The following is a 16,029-nucleotide window of genomic DNA, read 5'->3' on the forward strand; positions in this document are numbered from 1 at the left end:
GCAGTGTGCCGCCCCGGGAACGCCCGGGTAAAGAGGCCCGGCGCGGATCACCGGCCCCCTTGCGCGGCCGATCTATACTCCCATCAGCCTGAATCGCAGCAATAGGAGGCGTTTATCCATGGCACTCGGAGGCTACGCCGGCCGCGTCGGCACCGTCGACCTCACCGCAGGCACCGTCAGCTACGCGCCCATCCCCGAAGACTGGGCCCGGAAGTACATCGGCGGCCGCGGGCTCGGCGTCCGCTACGTCTTCGAAGCCGGCCCAACCGTCGACCCGCTCGGCCCCGACAACGTGCTCTGCTTCATGAACGGCCCCCTCACCGGCACCGAAGCCTCCATGAGCGGACGCCTCGCCATCGTCACCAAGAGCCCGCTCACCGGCACCGTCACCGACAGCCACCAGGGCGGCTGGAGCGCCGCCCGCCTCCGCTGGGCCGGCTTCGACGGCCTCGTCTTCAAAGGCATCTCCCCGCGCCCCGTCTACGCCTACGTCCACGACGGCATGGTCGAACTCCGCGACGCCTCCGACCTCTGGGGCAAGGGCGTCCATGAGACGATCCAGCTCCTCAAAGAACGCCACGGCGAAGACGACCTCAGCGTCATCGCCATCGGCCAGGCCGGCGAAAACACCGTCCGCTTCGCCAGCTGGATCAACGAGCACGACCGCGCCTCCGGCCGGGGCGGCACCGGCTGCGTCGGCGGCGCCAAGAAGCTCAAGGCCATCGTCATCAAAGCCGCCCGCAACTACCCCCGCGCCGCCGACCGCGAAGCCTGGCGCGCCGCCCACAGCAACGCCCTCAAGAAAATCATGGATGAGGCCAACATCACCTCGCCCCGCAAGGGCGGCCTCTCCGTCTACGGCACCAACGTGCTCATGAACGTCACCAACACCATCGGCGCCCTCGGCGCCCGCAACAGCCAGGAAACCCACTTCGACGGCGCCGAAAAACTCTCCGGCGAATACGTCAAAGAGCACTACCTCATCGACGACCCCACCTGCCACGCCTGCCCCGTCGCCTGCAAAAAAGAAGTCGAAATCACCGAAGGCCCCTACAAGGTCAAGATGGAGTCCGTCGAGTACGAACCCGCCTGGTCCCTCGGCGCCAACTGCGGCAACGACGACGTCGCCTCCGTCGCCTACATGATCGACCGCGCCAACGACTGGGGCTACGACGCCATCGAAATCGGCCAGGCCCTCTCCTGCCTCATGGAAGCCACCCAGCGCGAGTACATCCCCGCCGGCGAAGGCATCGCCTGGGGCGACCGCGACCGCATGATCGAAGTCATGCGCCAGGTCGCCTTCCGCGAAGGCATCGGCGCCCGCCTCGCCGACGGCATCGAACCGTTCGCCCGCTCCATCGGCCACCCCGAAATCGCCATGACCGTCAAAGGCCAGGCGACCCCCGCCTACGACCCGCGCGGCCTCAAGGGCATGGGGCTCGGCTACGCCACCTCCAACCGCGGCGCCTGCCACCTCCGCGGCTACACCCCCGCCGCCGAACTCGGCGTCATCCCGCTCAAGGCCGACCCCCTCGCCTGGCAGGGCAAGGGCGAACTCCTCAAGCTCCTCCAGGACATCCACGCCTTCAGCGATTCGCTCGACCTCTGCAAATTCAGCGCCTTCGCCGAAGGCCCCGACGAGTACGCCGAGCAGTACCGCGTCATGACCGGCCTCGACAGCTTCGGCCCCGAGGACGTCCTCCGCACCGGCGAGCGCATCTACAACCTCGAGCGCTACTACAACAACCTCGCCGGCTTCCGCGAAGGCTCCGATACCCTCCCGAAGCGCTTCCTCGAAGAGCCCTCGAACTCCAAAGGCTCGATGGGCCAGGTCTGCGAACTCGACCAGATGCTCGAGGAGTACTACCGCGTTCGCGGCTGGAAGAACGGCGTCGTCACCGACGAAAAGCTGCGCGAGCTGCAGGTCGTGTAGCCGCACCGCTCCGCCCGGCCGACCAGCATCGCACTGCGGGCCGCGGGAACCCACCCCGCGGCCCATCCGCGTCCGCGAGGCTGGAGGCTGGAGGTTGGAGGTTGGAGGTTGGAGGTTGGAGGTTGGAGGTTGGAGGTTGGAGGTTGGAGGTTATGAACCCCTTCCCGGTTCCCGCCTCCCGGTTCCCGTCTCCCGGTTCCCGCCTCCCCCTTCCCGGTTCCCGCCTCCCGCTTCCCGTCTCCCGCTTCCCGTCTCCCGCTTCCCGTCTCCCGCTTCCCGGTTCCCGTCTCCCGGTTCCCGCCTCCCGGTTCCCGTCTCCCGGTTCCCGCCTCCCGCCACCTCACTCCCCGTACCCGCCGGCGCGGAGGCGCCGCCAGACCTCCCCGCTCGCGGAATACCGCTCCATCAGGTACGGGTACACCGCCGGGATGTTGAACAGGTGCTCCATGCACAGCTGCGAGAGGTAGCGGTCCAGCACCACCGGGTGTTCGTCCGGGTCTACGAGGTCCAGCCGCAGCCCCGACTCGTAGCCGCCGGCCGCGGCGGGCATCCCCGCCGCCTGCTGCATCACCAGCCCCTTCGCGGTCAGCGATTCCACCGCCGCCCGCAGCCTCGCGCGGAACTCGGCGGTCACCCGCACCCCGTCCTCCGCGAGGTGCGCGCCGCGCTCGCCCGTCGCCGCGAGGCTGACCACCACCGCCGTCACATGGTCCACCCGGAAGGTGTCGCTCCCCGCGGCGCGCGAAGGCGGCAGCCCCACGGAGAGCACCCCCAGCAGCGCGCGTTCGACCGGGTCCAGGTCCTCGGGCTGATAGGCAGGCATGCCTTGAGCCTACCGCAACCGCTGGCCGCGGTCAGGTCAGCCGCGCAGCCGCACCGTCAGAAATTCAGGTAGAGCGCAGGGTCGACGTAGCCGCCGTTGTACCGGATTTCGAAGTGCAGGTGGTGGCCCGTCGTGAAGCCCGTCAGGCCCGTGAGGCCGATGGTCTGGCCCGCGCTCACTGCCTGCCCCGGCACGACGTCGATCTGGCTCATGTGCGCGTACAGCACCGTCCAGCCGCCGCCGCAGTCGATCACCACGTAGTAGCCATAGCTGTACGTCAGGTACTCCGTCCGGCTCACCACGCCGTCGCACACGGCGAACAGCGGCGAGGGGCCGAAGCCGTACAGGTCGAGGTCGATGCCCGTGTGGTACGACGAACCGCCGCGCGGCGTCCCGAACGGGTCGCTCACGCCCCGCCAGGCCGCGAGCGGGAAGTTCTTGAAGATCCCGCCCGAGCTCGGCGCCGGCGCGCCGCCAGCCGACGGCCCGGAAGGCGTCGAGGGGCTCGACGGCCGCTGCGGCGGCGGGGGCGGCGGAGGCGGCGGCTTGATCTTCGCGCCCACCAGCAGCAGCACCTTCCCCGCCTCGAGGTTGTTCGGGTCCGTGATGTTGTTCGGCTTGTACTCGATCACGGTCGACGCCGTGATGTTGTCGTACTGCTTCACGATCGAATCGACCGTCTCGCCGTACGCCACCTTGTGCAGGATGCCGTCCTTCCGCGGAACGATGAGGATGAGGCCCTTCGGCAGCAGGTTCGGGTTCCGCACCGTCGGGTTGTTGTCGAGGAGCGTCTGCATCGAAATCCCGAACTTCGCCGCCACGCCCGAGACCGTGTCGCCCGCCTGCGTCTCGTACTCCACGATCGGGCTGCGCGGGTCGATGATGTCCGCCAGCGGCTTGATGCCCGCGCCGACCTCGCCCGAGGTTGCCGCAGCCGCCGTCACGCCGGCCGAGAGCGAATTCACCGGCGATATCCCGCCGACCGCCCGCGTCGAAAGCGTCTCCGTCCGCGACGCCACCGCCACGACCGAGCCGAGCGTCTGTGTCGTGGCCGCCGGCCGGAAGACGGCCTGCCCCGGCCGCTGTGCCGCCGTCGAGACGCCGGAGAAGCTGAACTGTGGAACGGGAGCCTGTGCCGATGCCGAGGAGCGGGTGGGGAATCGTGCCGCGGAAACGACAGCGAGCAGCGCCAGCACCACGATCACTGCGTGGACTGTTAGTCGCCCGTGGCGCCTGGCGTGCGCGTGCGAACGCGCGCGGGTTCCTTCGATGCCCATAAGCCGTTGTGCTGGCGCGCCGCGGGAGCGAACCGCCGGCGCGGGCTGAGCACAGCCGAAGCCTGCTCCTCGTCCTCCTTTCCTGGCTATCCCGGCGGCCTCTGAATGCCGGGCTGCCGGACCCCTACGGGTTCCCCCTACAGGTCCGATTTCAGGCTGGCGAGAAACTCCTCGTTGTTGTTCGTCCGCGCGAGCCGCTCGAGCAGCCTCTCGGTCGCTTCGAGCTGGTTCGGCGAGTTCTGCGAAATCATAGCCGTCATGCGGCGCACGAGCCAGACGCCCTTTAACGTTTTTTCATCCAGCAGCAGCTCTTCGCGCCGCGTGCTCGAGGCCTGGATGTCGATCGCCGGGTAGTACCGCCGCTCCGCGAGCCGCCGGTCCAGCCGCAGCTCCATGTTCCCCGTGCCCTTGAACTCCTCGAACACCACCTCGTCCATCCGCGACCCGGTGTCCACCAGGCACGTCGCCAGGATCGTCAGCGAACCGCCCTCCTCGCACTTCCGCGCCGCGCCGAACAGCCGCTTCGGCGGGTAGAGCGCGATCGGGTCCACGCCGCCCGAGAGCGTCCGGCCGCTCGGCGGCAGCGCGAGGTTGTACGCCCGCGTCAGCCGCGTGATGGAGTCCAGCAGGATGACGACGTCCTTCCCGCCCTCCACGAGCCGCTTCGCCCGCTCGAGCGCCATCTCCGCCACGCGCGTGTGGTCCTCCACCGGCTCGTCGAACGTCGAGCTCACCACCTCGCCGCGGACGCTCCGCTGCATGTCGGTCACTTCTTCCGGCCGTTCGCCGATGAGCAGCACCATCAGGTGCACGTCCGGGTAGTTCGTCGAAATCCCGTTCGCGATGTTCTTCAGTAGCATCGTCTTGCCGGCCTTCGGCGGCGAAACGATGAGCCCGCGCTGCCCCCGCCCGATCGGCGCGATCAGGTCGATGATCCGGTGCGTCAGGTTGTCCGGCGTCGTCTCCAGCTTCAGCTGCTGGTACGGGAAGATCGCCGTCAGGTTCTCGAAGTGCGGCCGCCGCTTCGCCGTCTCCGGGTCCATCCCGTTCACGGCCTCCACCTTCAGCAGCCCGTAGTACTTCTCGTTGTCCTTCGGGTGCCGCACCTGCCCCGTCACGTAATCGCCGGGCCGCAGGGCGAACCGCCGCAGCTGCGACTGCGAGACATAAATGTCGTTCGGGCCCGGCAGCATCGACGGCCCCCGGAGGAAGCCGTAGTTCCCGTCGTCGCTCACCTCGAGGAAGCCGCCGCTGAAGACGTTCCCGCGGGCCTCGGCCTGCGCCTGCAGCAGCCGGAAGATCAGGTCGTTCTTCCGCAGGGCGTAGACGTCCTCCAGCCCCATCTCCTGCGCGATGGCGATGAGCTCTTCGCGGCTCTTCTGCTCCAGCTCGGCGATGTTCAGCGGCGGCGCGCCGCCCTGCGCCCGCTCCTCCCGCGCGATCTCGCGTTCGAGCTCGCGCTCCAGCCGCTCCCGGGCGAAGTCCCGTTCCCGGAACTCCCGGTCGCGCCAGCCGCGGTCGTTCCGGTTCTCCCGGTCGCGCCAGCGCCGCTCCCGCCGGGCCGCGGCTTCGCGCTCCTGCCGGCTCGGCTGCGGCGGAGCCGGCTCGCGCCGGGTGATCACCTCCGGCACGGCCGGCCGCTCCGGCGCGGCCTCCCGCCGGAAGATGCGCGTCCGCTGCGGCTCCGCCGGCGCCTCCGCGGCGGGCGCGTCCGCCGTCGCGCCCCGCTCTTCGGCAGCAGGTGCTGCCGGGCTCGCGGCGGCAACGGGCGCCCCGCTGTCCTTGTCACCCTGCGCCGGCGCATCGCCGCCGCCCTGCTCCTCCGCCGCTGCCGCCCGGCTCCGCACCCGGCGCCGCGGGGCGGGGGCGTCCGCCGGCTCGCCGGCGCTCTCGGCCCGGTTCGCACCCGCGCCGCCGCCGGCCGCCGCGGCGACGTCGATGGCCTGCTCCAGCACCTCCGGCGGCGGGTCCGCCTTCCGGGCGCGCGCAGCACGGCGGCGCGGTGCCGGCGCTTCCGGCGCATGGCCGTTTTCGGCGGCATGAGCTTCAGTCGTGGGGATCAGGTCGTTGGCTTCGGTCTCTTGCAAGGGTCTTCCCGTGTGCGTGTCTGATGGCGCCCGAGGAACGAGGTGGTGGGCTGACGCTGCGGTGGCTGTCGCTGGACTTCCGCTGTGGGCTCGTGCTGAAGCCTGGACGTGTGGGGAGCTGGAATACGCCACCCGGCGTGGCGCCGTCCCTTCCAGCACCCTCACGATACGACGACTCCGCGGGACCTTGCAACACATGCGCCCCCGCGCCGGCGCGCCCGGCGCCTACTCCCGCGCCCGCCGCATCTGCTCCATCGCCCGCCGCATCTCCTCCGGCAGCTCCTTCCCCGCATCGGCGAACGCCTGCACCTGCGCCTTCGCCGTCCCCTTGAACACCTCGCCCATGTTCGTTTCGATCCAGTTCCGGTTCTCCTCCAGCACCTCCAGCTGGCCCTGGAACCGCGGCGCCACGTACCGCGCGAACAGCTCATAGCTGTGGAGCGTCTTCTCCGTCGTCGTCCACTCGTGCGCCAGGATGAGCAGCCCGCCGATCCCGCCCGAGCGCTCCTGGATCCGCTCGATGGCCGCGATCGCGTCGTCCGGCGTGCCCACGATCACGCCGTCCCGCGCCATCGCCCCCTCGATGTCCGGCGCACCCCCCGCGAACGGCGGCGCCGCCGAGGGGCTGTCGTTGTTCAGCCGGTCGCCCACGTACGCCTGCCGCCGGTATCCCTCCCGCACATCCTCGATCGCCTGCTGCTTCGAATCCGAAAGATGCACCGGGATGACCACCTTCCAGTCATCCCGCGAGACCGTCTGCCCCGATGCGGCCGCCGCCTCCTCCACCCAGCCCCACGTCCGTTCGAACGCCTCGTGGCTCACGCCCGCCACCGAGAGCAGCCCCGTCCCGTACTTCCCCGCCGCCGTCGGCCCGGCCGGTGTGAAGCTCGCCGCCACCGCCACGTGCAGGTGCGGGTCGCTGAAGTTCGCCATCTGCAGCCGCGCATCCCGGAGCGTGAACCAGTCCGTCTGCATCGTCACCGGCTCCCGCGTCCGCAGCAGCTGCATGATGGCGCCCAGCGCCTCGTCCATCCGCCGCCGCTGCACCAGCGGGTCGATGCCCATCATGTACGCGTCGCTCGTCAGCACGCCGGGGCCGCAGCCCAGCATCGCCCGGCCCTCCGTCATGTGGTCCAGCTGCAGCATCCGGTCCGCCACGAGGAACGGGTGGTGGTACGGCAGCGATGTGACGCCAGTCCCCAGCTTGATGCGCCGCGTCCGCTGCGCCGCCGCCGCGATGAAGATCATCGGGTCCGCGATGAGCTCCCGCGCGTACGAATGGTGTTCCCCGATCCACGCCTCGTCGAAACCGAGGAAGTCGAGGTGTTCGATCAGCTGGAGGTCGCGCTTCAGCGCCAGCGTCGGGTTCTCACCGACGCGGTGGAAGGGCGCGAGGAAGATGCCGAACTTCATCCGGCGCGGGCGGTAGACCATGGCAGGGGCTCACTTTCTCTCGAGCGAACGATTCGTGCCGCGCATTCTACGCGGCGCGCGCCGCCCCCGCTCCGCCCGCGCCCGTCAGGCCGTGACCGCCGCCCCGAGGAATTCGAGGAACGCCTGGCAGTGCTCCACCGGGTACTCCGTCACCCCCGCGTGGCCGCCGTCCAGCGACTGCAGCTGCGCGCCGGGGATCGCCTTCGCCAGCGCCTCGCCGTGACGCGGCGGAATGAGGATGTCGCCCGGGTTCGTCACCACCAGCGTCGCCGCCTTGATGCCGCCGACCCGCCCGCTCGCGTCGTGCGCCAGGATCGCCTGCGCCTGCCGGATGAACGCGTGGTCCTGCTGGGCGTACGGGTTCTGCACGCTCGCCAGGATCGCCCGCTCGTACCGTTCCTCGTCGTCGAACAGCCCCGCCGTGTACAGGTACGGCGCCAGCGCCCGCACGAATCCCTCGCGCGAAATGTTCGTCCGCCGGATCGTGATGAACGACTGCAGCACCGCCCGCACATACCCGTCCGGCTTCGCCGTCGTCGCCAGCAGGATCAGCTTCTCCAGCCGCCCCGGGTGCCGCAGCGCGAACTCCTGCGCAATCATCCCGCCCATCGAATAGCCGAGGACGTGCGCTTTCTCCACCTTCAGCTCGTCCAGCAGCGCCGCGAGGTCGTCCGCCATCCCCGCGATGCTGTACGGCTTGTCCGGCGCGCCCGTCCGCCCCGCGCCCCGGTTGTCGTAGACGATGACCCGGAAGTGCTTCGCCAGCAGCGGCAGCTGCGGCGCCCAGGCCTGCAGGTCGCTTCCCAGCCCCCGGATGAGCACCAGCGGCTCGCCGGAGCCCGCCTCCTCGTAGTAGGTGATGATGTCGCGCGTGGGAACGTACGGCATACGCGGCTCAACCTCGGGCGCAGGGAACTTCGGCAGCATCATAGGACCTGCCGCCCCAATGCGCCTTCCGGCGTAGAATCCGCGCCATGCCCTGGCTCGAACGTCCCGGCGCCCGCATCTACTACGAACTCCACGGCCCCGGCGAGGCGCCGCTCGTCGTCTTCGCCCACGGGCTCGGCGGCAACCACCTCTCCTGGTGGCAGCAGGTTCCCTCCTTCCTCGCGGCCGGCTACCGCTGCCTCACCTTCGCCCACCGCGGCTTCGCCCCCTCGACCCAGGACGCCCCCGAACCGGGCGCCCGCGCCTTCGCCGAGGACCTCGCCGCCCTCCTCGATGCCGCCGCGCCCGGCCAGCCCGTCCGCCTCGTCGCCCAGTCGATGGGCGGCTGGACCTCGCTCGCCTGGGCCCTCGCCCATCCCGGCCGGGTCCGCGCCCTCGTCATGTGCGATACCCACGGCGGCTTCTGGTCCGACGCCGCGGCCGCCGCCTGGGCCGCAAAGCCCGCCACCATCGAGGCGGACCTCTTCGCCCGCGGCATCCATCCCGCCGCCGGCGAGCGGATGGCCCGCGAACAGCCCGCCCTCCACTTCCTCTACCGCGGCATCGATGCCCTCGCGGCCGGGCTCGATAAGGACGCGCTCCGCCGCCAGCTCGGCGAGCTCTGGGCCATCACCCCGGCCGACGTCGCCCGGCTCGATATCCCCGTCCTCTGCCTCGCGGGCGAGGACGACATCGTCATCCCGCCCGCGGCCGTCGAAGCGCTCGCCCGCGCCCTTCCCCGCGGCGAGTTCGCCCTCGTCCCCGCCGCCGGCCATTCCGTCTACTTCGAGCGGGCCGACGCCTTCAACCGCCTCGTCCTCGATTTCCTCGCCCGCGCCGGCTGACCGCCGCCGCCGAAAGGAGCCCTGCCGTGATCGGAACGCCCGAACAGGATGCCCTCCTCCGCCAGTGGCGGTGGGCCGTCGTCACCACCCTCCGCGCCGACGGCTCGCCTGCCTCGTCCGTCGTCTTCTACGCCGCCGACGGCGACACGCTCATCTTCAGCACCACCGCCAACCGCCTGAAAGCCCGCACCCTGGCGCGCGACCCCCGTATCGCGCTCACCGCGCTCGATGAAGGCGCGCCCCACCGCTTCGTCACCGTCGAAGGCCGCACCGAGATCGAACGGGAGGACCTCGTCCCGGGCCACGTCCTCATCAACCGCGCCATGCGGCGCGACCCCGCCTGGGAGCCGCCCCCCGGCTTCGAAGAGCGCCTCCGCGCCGACGGCCGCGTCATCATCCGCGTCCACCCCCAGCGCGTCTCCGGCGTCACCGGCCGCGGTTAGCCCGGCACGATGCCGCGGGCTCGCCGCCCGCGGGGGTGGATGGCGCGCCGCCCTCCGGCGGCATCGCCGCGAGATGCGGCCGCATCGTGCCCCGCGGTCGAAGGACGGGGCCGCACGTCCGAGGTTGACCCACCCGGGACCCGGCGTACGCCCCTTCCCAACTCCCGCCTACCGCTTCCCGTCTCCCGCTTCCCGCCTCCCGTCTCCCGCTTCCCGCCTCCCGCCTCCCGCTTCCCGTCTCTCGCTTCCCGCCTCCCGCGCCGGCGCGGCGCGCCGGCATCCCGCGGCGACGCCGCAGGCGAGCCATCCCGCGCCGCGGCGACAGCCGCGGCATCCATCACCCGCCCGCCAACCTGCTACCATGGAATCCGAGACCCGCATGGCGCGGAATTCAGGAGTCCCTCTTGGCGTTTGCCGATAAGCAGATCAGCTGCCGCGATTGCGGCAACATCTTCGTCTTCACCGCAGGCGAGCAGGAGTTCTACGCGAACAAGGGCCTCATGAACGAGCCCACCCGCTGCCCCTCCTGCCGCTCCGCCCGCCGCTCCAGCCAGAGCTCGCTCGAACAGGCCGACGGCTACGTCCGCTACGGGAACTTCGCCAGCTTCGGCGGCAAGACCCCGCGGCAGATGCACCCCGCCTCCTGCGCCGAGTGCGGCCAGATGACGGAGGTCCCCTTCGTCCCCCGCGGCGAGCGCCCCGTCTACTGCTCGAACTGCTACAGCAAACTCAAGCCCCCGCGCGAAGAAGTCGCCCGCCAGTAACGGCAGCCGCGCACCGGGGCAAGGCCCGGCCCCATGCTCGCTGACCCCCGCCTCCGCCAGCTCTCGCGCATCTACCAGCGGCCCCTCGAAACGGAGGATGCCGCGCGGCAGGCCGTCGCCGCCGACCCCGGCATCCTCGCCTCTGCCCTCTTCATCGAAGCCGCCGAAAACGACGACGTCACGAGCATCGACGCCGCCCTCGCCTACGGCGACGCCCGCCTCGCCGAGCTCGCGCCCTTCACCGGCGGCGCCGCCGCCGAAGTCCGCCGCCTCCTCGCCGAAAAGCTCCAGGCCTGGGCATCGGTCGCCTGACCGAATTCCTGTACGGCCGGTACAATCCGGGCCAACGCTCACGCCCGGAGGCAGCCCGTGCCCGACTTCGAAACCGTCCTCTACGAAATCCCGGCGCCCGGCGTCGCCCGCATCACCCAGAACCGCCCCGAAGCGCGCAACGCCCAGAACTACCAGCTCACCTACGACCTCAACGCCGCCTTCGATGCCGCCGCCGCCGACGAATCAGTCAAGGTCATCATCCTCGCCGGCGCCGGCCCCCACTTCTCCGCCGGCCACGACCTCCGCGGCGGCGGCCCGCCCCTCTCCAGCTACCCCACCGTCGGCACCTGGCGCGAATTCGGCAAGAAGGGCGCCGAGGGCTACATGGCCGTCGAAGAAGAAATCTACCTTGGCATGTGCCGCCGCTGGCGGAACATCCCCAAGCCCACCATCGCCCAGGTCCAGGGCAAGTGCATCGCCGGCGGCCTCATGCTCGCCTGGGTCTGCGACCTCATCGTCGCCAGCGACGACGCCATGTTCTCCGACCCCGTCGTCCAGATGGGCGTCTGCGGCGTCGAATACTTCGCCCACCCCTGGGAGCTCGGCGCCCGCAAGGCGAAGGAGATGCTCTTCACCGCCGACTGGGTGACCGCGCAGGACGCCTACCGCCTCGGCATGGTGAACCACGTCGTCCCGCGCGACGAACTCGAGAACTTCACCCTCGACCTCGCGAAGAAGATCGCCGAGAAGCCGTCCTTCGCCCTCAAGCTCGCCAAGGAAGCCGTCAACCAGACGCTCGAAGCGCAGGGCCAGTGGCAGGCGATGCTCGCCGTTTTCAACCTCCACCAGCTCGCCCACAGCCACAACCAGGAGCTCTACGGCATGCGCATCGACCCCAGCGGCATCCCGGGGGCCGTCCGCCGCCAGTAAGCGAGCCGCCGCCCCCGCTCGCCCCGTCGCGGGATGCCGCGGGCTCGCCGCCCGCGGCGGCGGATGGCTCGCCGCCTTTCGGCGGCGTCGCCGCGGGGGGCGGGCGCTCTGCGCCCGCCGTTTGGAGGCTGGAGGCTGGAGGCCAATGCTCCCTCCCTGCTGCCCGCTCCCCATTTCCGACTCCCCGCTCCCAACTCCGAACTCCCAACTCCGCCGCCGCGGGGCTCCGTCCCCGCGGAGGGCCGGGAGGCCCACCCGAACGTTCGCATCCACCGGTTCCCGCCGCCCGCCTCCCAGTTCCCGCCTCCCGGAACATCCGTTGCCGCGGGGCTCCGTCCCCGCGGAGGGCCGGGAGGCCCACCCGAACGTTCGCATCCACCGGTTCCCGCCGCCCGCCTCCCAGTTCCCGCCTCCCGGAACATCCGTTGGGCGCATGGCGCCCCGCGGGACGGAGCCCCGCGGCTACGGTTGGAGGTTGGAGGTTGGAGGTTGGAGGTTGGAGGTTGGAGGTTGGAGGTTGGAGGTTGGAGGTTATCCTCCCTCCCGGCTCCCGGCTCCCGGCTCCCGGCTCCCGGCTCCCGGCTCCCGGCTCCCGGCTCCCAGCTCCCGGCTCCCGGCTCCCGGCTCCCGGCTCCCGGCTCCCAGCTCCAGCTCCCGGCTCCTAACTCCCAACTCCCAACTCCCGGCTCCCAACTCCCAACTCCCAGCTCCCAGCTCCCAACTCCCTCCCCCGCCCCCACCGCCGGCGCGGAGCGCCGGCATCCCGCGGCGCCGCCGGCGAAGCCGGCCAGCCATCCCCGCGGCGCCAGCCGCGCCACCGCGCCGCCCCCTACCCCCGCCGCCCCGCCAGCCACGCGATCTGCGCGCTCTCCTCCAGCGCCGTCAGCCAGTGCAGCGCCTCCCAGAGCGTCGCGCCGCGGGCATACGCCCCGTGGCCGCGCAGCAGCACCACCACCGCCTCCTGCAGCGCCGCCGCCAGCTGCGCCGCCTGGTTCGGCCCCTGCGGGATGACCGGCACCGCCTTCAGGAAGTGCTGCCCCTCGAAATCGATCGGTACGAACCGCTCCGTCTCGAAGCTGAGCGCCACCGCATACCGCGGATGGGCATGAGCGGCGGCCCCCGCACCCGTCATCGCGTAGATGGTCGAGTGGAGCACCGTATCGCTCGAAGGCGGCGGGCCCGTGTGGGTCCCGTCGGCCCGGACGAAGGCGATGTGCCGCTCGCGCAGCCGGCCGAGCATCGTGCCCGTGCCCGTGATCCACATCCCCGCGCCGTCGCGGATGCTCAGGTTGCCGCCGTGGCTCGAGACCAGCCCGAGCCGGTAGAGGTCCTCCCCCACCTCCTGCATCGTCGCGAGGACCCGCTCCGGCACGCCCGCCATCGCCCGGCCCCCTCGTCAGAACAGGTTCGGCAGCGCCGCCGTGCCCCCGCCGTCCACCTCGATCCGCTGCCCCGTCAGGTAGAACGCATCGTCGCTCACGAGGAACCGCACCACCTTCGCCACGTCCTCCGGCTGGCACACCCGGCCGAACGGCGACCGCTGGTCGATCTCCCGCAGGTTCTGGACGCCCTGCGTCGCCCGCGCCAGCCGGCTCCCCATCTCCGTCTCCGTCAGCCCCGGCGCCACGATGTTCACCCGGATGTTGTACCGCCGCTCCTCCTTGTAAAGCGTCATCGCGAGCGCCTCCATCGCCGCCTTGCCCATGTTGTACGGCGCGCCGTTCGGCCCCAGCATCCGCGCCGCCACGCTCGAAATCATGATGATGTCGCCCCGCGGCCGCGTCCGCATGCTCGGCAGCACCAGCTTCGAAAGGTAGTGCGGCCCGAACGCGTGCGTCCGCACTACCCGCTCCATCTCCGCCGGGTCCGTATCCGCCACGCTCAGCCCCCGGCTCGCGATGCCCGCGTTGTTCACGAGGATGTCGATGTACCCGAAATCGGCGATGACCTGCTCCACCATCGCTCGGTCCTGCTCGAAATCGTCCACCGAGGCCATGTACATCTTCGCCCGGCCGCCCATCCGCTCGATCTCCGCCACCGTCTCCCGGGCCGCCTCCTCATCCCGCCGGTAGTTCACCGCCACCGCCGCCCCGTCGGCCGCCAGCGCCAGCGAAATCGCCCGCCCGATGCCGCGGCCGCCGCCCGTCACGAGCGCAACCCGTCCTTCCAGTCCCATGTCCGAGTCTCCTGTCCGTTGCCGAATGTGCCGCCGATTCTACGGGCACCCTGCCCTCGGCGCTCTTCCCCCCGCCCTTGACACCGTGCCGTATACTCCGGCCAGCCTGTTCAAACATTTGAATAGGATTCCGCCCGGCAGCGAGGTGCTCACCCCATGGTCATGGCCGAAGAACGCGTCACCAGCCCCTTCCTCGAAGGAAACTTCGCCCCCGTCCGCGAAGAAGTCACCGCCGAGAACCTCCCCGTCATCGGCGAACTCCCCGATGGCCTCGAGGGCATGTTCGTCCGCAACGGTCCCAACCCCCAGTTCGACGTCATCAAGAACTACCACTGGTTCGGCGGCGACGGCATGCTCCACGGCGTCCGCATCAAGGACGGCCGCGTCTCCTACCGCAACCGCTACGTCCAGACCGAAGCCTACCGGCGCGAAAAAGCGGCCGGCCGCGCGCTCTGGGGCAGCGGCCTCGGCCAGCCCGAATTCGATAACCCGAACGGCCCCTCCCGCGGCAACACCGGCAACACCGCCCTCGTCTGGCACGACGGCCGCCTCTTCGCCCTCTGGGAAGCCGGCGACCCCCACCACATCAAGCTCCCCGGCCTCGAAACCCTCGGCACCTACACCTACAACGGCCGCCTCCTCCACGCCTTCACCGCCCATCCCAAGGTCGATGAAAAGACCGGCGAAATGCTCTTCTTCGGCTACAACATGATGGGCTTCGATATGGCGAAGCAGGGCGCGAAGGTGCCCTACCTCCAGTACTCCGTCGTCAGCCCCGAGGGCGAAATCGTCCTCACCACCCCCATCGACCTCCCCCGCGGCGTCATGATGCACGACTTCGCCGTCTCGGAGCACTACTCCATCTTCATGGACCTCCCGCTCGTCTTCGATATGCAGCGGGCGATGTCCGGCGAATCCCCCCTCTACTTCAACAAAGACCTCCCCGCCCGCTTCGGCATCCTCCCCCGCCACGCCGGCGGCGACCAGATCCGCTGGTTCGAAACCCCGCCCTGCTATGTCTTCCACACCCTCAACGCCTTCGAAGACGGCGACGAGATCGTCCTCGATGCCTGCCGCATGGAGGACGTCGACCTCGGCTCCCTCGACTCCTCAATCGCCCCCACCCCGGAGGACCGCCGCCTCATCCGCGAGGACGCCAACCAGGTCCTCTACCGCTGGCGCTTCAACCTCAAGACTGGCGCCGTCAAAGAAGAGCCGCTCGACGACCAGGTGAGCGACTTCCCCCGCGTCAACGACGCGCTCGTCGCCTACCAGGCCCGCTACGGCTACACCGCCCGCTTCGAGGCCGGCAACGGCATGCCCGAGTCCGACGCCATCATCAAGTACGACCTCCACACCGGCCGCCACTGGGTCCACTACCACGGCAAGGGCCGCTACGGCGGTGAAGGCGTCTTCGTCCCCCGCCCCGGCGCGACCGCCGAGGACGACGGCTACGTGGTCACCTACGTCTACGACCGGAACACCGGCGGCTCCGAGTTCGTCATCATCAACGCGCAGGACATGGAGGCCCCGCCGGTGGCGCGCGTGCCCCTGCCCCAGCGCGTGCCCTACGGCTTCCACGGCGCCTGGATCAGCGAAGAGCGCATCCAGAACCAGAAGTAGCTGTCCGGCTGCCCGGCAGCCCCCTCCCCCGGCCCGGCCTGCCCCGCGGCGGTTCGCCCCCCGCGGCGCAGCCGGGCCGCACCGCGCCCGCTACCAGTCGGCCCATGGGCCGCCGCGCCTGCGCGGCAGCCGCGCCTCCTGCAGCAGCTCGTCCGGGTGCTCCAGCTCGGACAGGCTGATTCGCCGGCCCACCAGCTCCTCGATCCGCCGGTAGAGCAGCTCCTCCGGCATCGACCGCCGGGCCGTCAGCCACTGCTCCAGCTCCTCCAGCCGCACCCCCTCCGGCAGCGCATGCCCCGGCGGCGCCCCCGCCAGGAACCGGAGGCAGTACCCGCAGCCCGCCGCGCTCGCGATCGGCACGAGGTGGATGTCGCACTCCTCTGCCAGCGGGGTGAACGGCCAGGGCTCGCGGAAGAAGTCCGGCGGGTGAATCCGCGTCGTCATCCGGATCATTGTGGCACCTCCGCCCGCCGCCGCGAAGAGCTTACGAATAG

Annotated in this window: 16 protein-coding genes; 8 read left to right on the forward strand and 8 right to left on the reverse strand. The window is 70.7% G+C overall.

Translation table 11 applies throughout. The features are described from left to right. Positions 1–118 precede the first annotated feature (118 nt). Positions 119–1,933, forward strand: a complete 1,815-nt coding sequence (locus O0235_RS08340) for an aldehyde ferredoxin oxidoreductase family protein (protein ID WP_270055332.1) — start codon at positions 119–121, stop codon at positions 1,931–1,933. A 340-nt stretch (positions 1,934–2,273) separates the two neighbouring features. On the opposite strand, the gene O0235_RS08345 is transcribed toward O0235_RS08340, so the two are convergent. The 5 genes from O0235_RS08345 to O0235_RS08365 all read right to left on the reverse strand — a co-directional run bounded on the left by O0235_RS08345 (position 2,274) and on the right by O0235_RS08365 (position 8,442). Beyond that, positions 2,274–2,756: a hypothetical protein gene (locus O0235_RS08345; RefSeq protein ID WP_270055333.1), complete on the reverse strand. Its 483-nt coding sequence runs from the start codon at positions 2,754–2,756 to the stop codon at positions 2,274–2,276. 56 nt (positions 2,757–2,812) lie between these two features. Further along, positions 2,813–3,961 (reverse strand): M23 family metallopeptidase, encoded by a 1,149-nt coding sequence (locus O0235_RS08350; protein ID WP_270055334.1) that lies wholly within the window; start codon positions 3,959–3,961, stop codon positions 2,813–2,815. Positions 3,962–4,170: 209 nt separating this feature from the next. Beyond that, positions 4,171–5,376: a transcription termination factor Rho gene (rho, locus tag O0235_RS08355; protein ID WP_444546138.1), complete on the reverse strand. Its 1,206-nt coding sequence runs from the start codon at positions 5,374–5,376 to the stop codon at positions 4,171–4,173. Positions 5,377–6,345: 969 nt separating this feature from the next. Then, positions 6,346–7,554: an LLM class flavin-dependent oxidoreductase gene (locus tag O0235_RS08360; protein WP_270055335.1), complete on the reverse strand. Its 1,209-nt coding sequence runs from the start codon at positions 7,552–7,554 to the stop codon at positions 6,346–6,348. An 84-nt stretch (positions 7,555–7,638) separates the two neighbouring features. Beyond that, a complete protein-coding gene (locus O0235_RS08365; protein WP_270055336.1) occupies positions 7,639–8,442 on the reverse strand; it encodes an alpha/beta fold hydrolase in 804 nt (267 codons plus the stop codon). A gap of 86 nt (positions 8,443–8,528) precedes the next feature. Here O0235_RS08365 and O0235_RS08370 point away from each other — a divergent pair, with 86 nt between their 5' ends. From O0235_RS08370 to O0235_RS08395, 6 genes are all read left to right on the forward strand, one after another. Beyond that, complete coding sequence (locus O0235_RS08370; RefSeq protein ID WP_270055337.1) at positions 8,529–9,326, forward strand: alpha/beta fold hydrolase; 798 nt, start codon at positions 8,529–8,531, stop codon at positions 9,324–9,326. Between the two features lie 26 nt (positions 9,327–9,352). Continuing rightward, complete coding sequence (locus tag O0235_RS08375) at positions 9,353–9,769, forward strand: PPOX class F420-dependent oxidoreductase (RefSeq protein WP_270055338.1); 417 nt, start codon at positions 9,353–9,355, stop codon at positions 9,767–9,769. A 404-nt stretch (positions 9,770–10,173) separates the two neighbouring features. After that, positions 10,174–10,533, forward strand: coding sequence for a zinc-ribbon domain containing protein (locus O0235_RS08380; protein ID WP_270055339.1), 360 nt, complete (start codon positions 10,174–10,176; stop codon positions 10,531–10,533). Positions 10,534–10,566: 33 nt separating this feature from the next. Further along, on the forward strand, positions 10,567–10,845 hold the full coding sequence (locus O0235_RS08385; protein WP_270055340.1) for a hypothetical protein: 279 nt from the start codon (positions 10,567–10,569) through the stop codon (positions 10,843–10,845). Positions 10,846–10,902: 57 nt separating this feature from the next. Continuing rightward, positions 10,903–11,736, forward strand: coding sequence for an enoyl-CoA hydratase (locus tag O0235_RS08390; protein WP_270055341.1), 834 nt, complete (start codon positions 10,903–10,905; stop codon positions 11,734–11,736). Positions 11,737–12,161: 425 nt separating this feature from the next. Continuing rightward, positions 12,162–12,401: a hypothetical protein gene (locus O0235_RS08395; RefSeq protein WP_270055342.1), complete on the forward strand. Its 240-nt coding sequence runs from the start codon at positions 12,162–12,164 to the stop codon at positions 12,399–12,401. Positions 12,402–12,565: 164 nt separating this feature from the next. On the opposite strand, the gene O0235_RS08400 is transcribed toward O0235_RS08395, so the two are convergent. Together O0235_RS08400 and O0235_RS08405 are read right to left on the reverse strand one after the other, a co-directional pair. Beyond that, positions 12,566–13,117, reverse strand: coding sequence for a class II aldolase/adducin family protein (locus O0235_RS08400; protein WP_270055343.1), 552 nt, complete (start codon positions 13,115–13,117; stop codon positions 12,566–12,568). A gap of 15 nt (positions 13,118–13,132) precedes the next feature. Continuing rightward, positions 13,133–13,912: an SDR family NAD(P)-dependent oxidoreductase gene (locus tag O0235_RS08405; RefSeq protein ID WP_270055344.1), complete on the reverse strand. Its 780-nt coding sequence runs from the start codon at positions 13,910–13,912 to the stop codon at positions 13,133–13,135. A gap of 156 nt (positions 13,913–14,068) precedes the next feature. On the opposite strand from O0235_RS08405, the gene O0235_RS08410 reads away from it, so the two are divergent. Continuing rightward, the gene (locus tag O0235_RS08410; protein WP_270055345.1) at positions 14,069–15,535 is read left to right on the forward strand and encodes a carotenoid oxygenase family protein; all 1,467 of its coding nucleotides are present in this window, start codon (positions 14,069–14,071) and stop codon (positions 15,533–15,535) included. Positions 15,536–15,625: 90 nt separating this feature from the next. Here O0235_RS08410 and O0235_RS08415 read toward each other — a convergent pair whose 3' ends face one another. Next, complete coding sequence (locus O0235_RS08415; RefSeq protein WP_270055346.1) at positions 15,626–15,979, reverse strand: hypothetical protein; 354 nt, start codon at positions 15,977–15,979, stop codon at positions 15,626–15,628. Positions 15,980–16,029 lie beyond the last annotated feature (50 nt).

The sequence above is a fragment of the Tepidiforma flava genome (genome assembly GCF_027594505.1).
Taxonomy (GTDB): Bacteria; Chloroflexota; Dehalococcoidia; order Tepidiformales; family Tepidiformaceae; genus Tepidiforma; species Tepidiforma flava.